The sequence below is a fragment of the Eudoraea sp. genome (assembly GCF_049665975.1).
Taxonomy (GTDB): domain Bacteria; phylum Bacteroidota; class Bacteroidia; order Flavobacteriales; family Flavobacteriaceae; genus Eudoraea.
Genome location: NZ_JBATGR010000108.1, coordinates 1 through 4042, shown reverse-complemented (window position 1 = coordinate 4042; position 4042 = coordinate 1). Strand labels below are relative to the sequence as shown.

At 40.4% G+C, this 4042-nt stretch carries 4 protein-coding genes; all 4 read left to right on the top strand.

What is annotated here, in order from left to right; translation table 11 throughout:
* The coding region (locus tag WBN20_RS04370) for an MFS transporter (protein ID WP_424280835.1) at positions 1-864 on the top strand (864 nt) is incomplete at its 5' end.
* Positions 865-955: 91 nt separating this feature from the next.
* Complete coding sequence (locus WBN20_RS04365) at positions 956-1795, top strand: sugar phosphate isomerase/epimerase family protein (protein ID WP_424280834.1); 840 nt, start codon at positions 956-958, stop codon at positions 1793-1795.
* Positions 1796-1827: 32 nt separating this feature from the next.
* Entirely contained in the window at positions 1828-2940 is a 1113-nt protein-coding gene (locus tag WBN20_RS04360; protein WP_424280833.1) for a ThuA domain-containing protein, read from the top strand.
* A gap of 27 nt (positions 2941-2967) precedes the next feature.
* Positions 2968-4042: ADP-ribosylglycohydrolase family protein (locus WBN20_RS04355; protein ID WP_424280832.1), on the top strand; the 1075-nt coding region annotated here is incomplete at its 3' end.

Here is a 4042-nt window from a genome sequence, read left to right as displayed (position 1 = left end):
ATGATAGCCGATGCCTATCAGGGAACCCGAATGAGTAAAATGCTGAACCGTTTTCATATGTGGTTTCCTGGCGGAATTGCAATTGGTAGCCTGTTATCAGGTTTTATGACGGATTTTGGTATAATGGGCCAAAGTCAAGTCTGGTTGCTCTTAATTCCTACCCTAATTTATGCATATATGTTTTTTGGCCAATCTTGGCCAAAAGCCAAAATACAAGAAGCAGCTACCCTCGTAGGAAATTTAAAAGCAATGGTGACCCCATTATTTATTTTCATTGCCGCATGTATGGCTTTAACTGCTATTACAGAATTCGGACCTAATCAATGGGTTGGACTTATTCTCAAAAATAGTGGAGCACAACCTACCTTGATATTGGCTTTAACTGCCGGATTAATGGCGGTAGCCAGGTATTTTGGAGGTGATATGGTGAAAAGATTCGACCAAACCGGTGTTCTCTTGGGATCTGCTGTCTTAGCCACAATCGGAATTTACTTGTTTAGCACGCAAACAGGTGCAATGGCCTATGTGGCAGCCATAGTATTTGCACTTGGTATCGCTTATTTCTGGCCCAATATGATTGGATTGGTAGCTACTAAAGTGCCTAAAAGTGGCGCTTTGGGCATGTCGATTATAGGGGCTATAGGTATGTTTTCATCTTCAATTTTCCAACCCATAATTGGCGGATGGATTGATGCTGATAGAGCAGCCGCATCAGCCCAAGGTTTAACTGGTGATGCATTAGAGTTAGCCTCTGGCCAAGCTACTTTGGGAACAATGGTGATATTTCCAAGTATTTTGATTGTGCTTTTTACCATACTCTATTTTTGGATGAAAAATCGTAACCCGGAGCCTGTGGTGGCCTAGCCTGTTAATTGTAGTTTTAATAAAACAATAACTGCTGTCAATGTATTTGACAGTGGTTTTCTTTCTGTTTTACACCTATAAAATTTTTGAAATGAAAATTGGAATGAATATGTTGCTCTGGACTAATCATGTTACAGAACATCACTATGATATTGTTGATAGTTTAAAGCTAACCGGGTATGACGGGATTGAATTATTTTTAGGTGAAGGTAATGAACAACATTATTCCAGGTTAGGCAATCATTTCGCGGAAATTGAAATGGGTGTAACCTGTGTAGCATCTCTTGCTGCAGAAGAAAATATTGCCAGTCCGGACCAGAAAACACGTAAAGCAGGCTTAGAAAAATTAAAATGGTCTATTGAGATGGGAGCAGCCCTCAATGCAGAAGTTATTTGCGGTCCTTTCCATTCCAGTTTTGCCTATTTTACCCGACAACCCCCCAAGGAAGAAGAAAGGCAATGGAGTATTGAAATGCTGCAAAAAGCAGCAGAACTTGCCGGCGAGGCTAACATAATTCTTGCTCCCGAGGCATTAAACAGGTTTGAATGTTACCTCTACAATACTATGACCGATTTAAAGACATTGGCTGAAAAGGTAAATCATCCGAGTCTTGGTGCCATGTATGATACACACCACGGGAACATTGAAGAGAAAAGTCAGGCAGAAGCACTTAAAACCATAGCTCCCTATTTAAAGCATGTACATATTAGCGAGAATGACCGGGGCACCCCCGGAAGCGGGCAGGTGAACTGGAACGAAGTTTTCCGAACTTTAAAGGAAATTGATTATCAGGGCTGGCTTACTATTGAGGCTTTTAGTACAATTATTCCTGAATTTGCCAATGCCATAAATGTCTGGCGTGATTATTCCCCCATGGAAGAAGTTTATACCAAAGGATATACCTTTATTAAAAAAGGTATGGGAATCTGATTATTATACCACTAATAATATAAATATATTTCATGAAAAAAGCATTTATTCTCTTAATTGGTTGTCTGCTGATAACAACTTGCGGGCAAAAAACAGAAAAAAAAACTATAGAAGAGTCAGAACCAGGTCCAAAACAATGGCTCACTTTTAATTCGGGGAATGCTGAAGCTAAACATGTGGTGCTTATTTCCGGTGATGAGGAGTATCGGTCCGAAGAGGCCTTACCACAGTTGGCCAAAATTTTAAGAGGAAGACATGGATTCAATTGTACTGTACTTTTTGCCCAGGATCCTTCTAATCCAGGGATTATAAATGCAAATTATGTCGAAAACATCCCGGGTTTGAATATCCTTAATTCAGCTGATCTGATGATCATTTTTACCCGTTTTCGTGCGCTCCCTGATGAACAAATGGAAATCATTGATAATTATCTGAAGAGCGGGAAGCCCGTAATAGGAATCCGCACGGCTACCCATGCCTTTAATTTTAATGTGGATTCAAATTCTAGTTACAAGCATTACAGCAATGGTTATGAAGGGGATAAAAAAGAATGGGTAGATGGTTTTGGACGCCTGGTATTAGGTGAAAAATGGATTTCACATCATGGGCATCACAAGCATCAAAGCACTCGTGGAATTATAGCTGAAACCGGAAAAACACACCCTCTCACTAACGGTATTGAAGATGGTGATATCTGGGGACCCACAGATGTTTATGGGGTTCGGTTACCCCTGCCAGGAGATTCACAACCTATAATTTTAGGAGAAGTCACAGAGCGTAAAGGAGCCTTTGACGAGGAAGACCTTTTTTATGGGATGAGGCCTACAGATACTATCCCGGCGACAAAGAATGATAAAGGAGTCTTACTCAATGATGCTATGATGCCCATTGCCTGGACTAAAACGTATCAGATACCAGGGGGTATAGAAGGAAGGGCCTTCACCACCACTATAGGAGCCGCCAGCGATATGATGAACGAGAGTACACGCAGATTATTGGTAAACAGTGTCTTCTGGAGTTTGGATCTAAAAGTTCCGGCTAAGGCGGATGTAACTATTATAGGCGATTTTAAACCCACGGCTTATGAATTCCGGGATGATGAGTACTGGCTTAAAAAACAATTAAAAGTTGAAGGTTTTAATTAAAATGTACTTACTTAGATTTGTTAACTAATGAAAAACAATAAAATGAATTACGCACTTAAATTTCTATGTTTGGCGGGAACTACGCTCATATTTTTTTTATCGGTTATGTCCTGCAAGGATTCCAATAAGGAAGAGGTAAAACAGGTCGAAAATGCCTTGACCAATCCTGGACTTGAATATAGTACCTATACTCCAAATGCAACGGACATGGTTATTTCCCGTTCAGAGTATTCAAACAAACTATACGGTTTTTGGTTGGGTCAGTGCATTGCCAATTGGACCGGGCTGGTAACCGAAATGGACAAAATTGGAAACATTGGCGAGATAAAAACAGGTCCCTTTTACACCAGGGAAGATTGGGGTAAACCAGACCAGCCGAGTATTTGGGGAGAGGGCCTGCCAAGTGAATTATCGGATAACATAGACTTTGTATTCAGGGGTGAAGATGAGATTTGGGGGGCAGATGATGATACCGATATAGAATATATGTACCAGCATTTATTGTATACCAATAAAACCAGTATGTTAAGCGGAAAACAAATTAAGGAAGGCTGGCTGAAACATATAAAACACGAAGAGGAGAACTTTTTGTGGGTTGCGAATCAAAAAGCACTTGATATGATGCTCCATGGGGCAGTTCCTCCAGAAACAAGTGACCCAAATATTACCAAAGACACTATTTACGACAATTATCACGAGATGATAGATGCGCAATTAACTACAGAGATATTTGGCCTTTTTGCACCTTCGAGACCAGATATTGCTTTAAAAATAGCCGAATTACCCATACGAACAACGGCTCGGGAAAATGCTCAATGGATCTCTGAATTCTATGTTATCATGTATTCCTTAGCTTCCGAAGTTGATAAAACCCTATCCGAAAAAGAGCAAACAGTTTGGATGGCCAATGAAGCCAGAGAACACCTTCCCAATGATTCATATGCCGCAAAAATGTACGACTTTGTAAAAGGTAAGTACGATGAAAATATTCCTTGGGAGCAAGCTCGGGATGACTTATACGAGCGCTATCAGGTAAATCAGGAAGATGGATATACCATAACCTCAAAGAATATTTTTTGCAATGGTTGTTTCGCAGCCGGAA

Coding starts and splice junctions, on each gene's coding strand:
- WBN20_RS04365 (WP_424280834.1), top strand. CDS start 956: ATGAAAATTGGAATGAATATGTTGCTCTGGACTAATCATGTTACAGAA.
- WBN20_RS04360 (WP_424280833.1), top strand. CDS start 1,828: ATGAAAAAAGCATTTATTCTCTTAATTGGTTGTCTGCTGATAACAACT.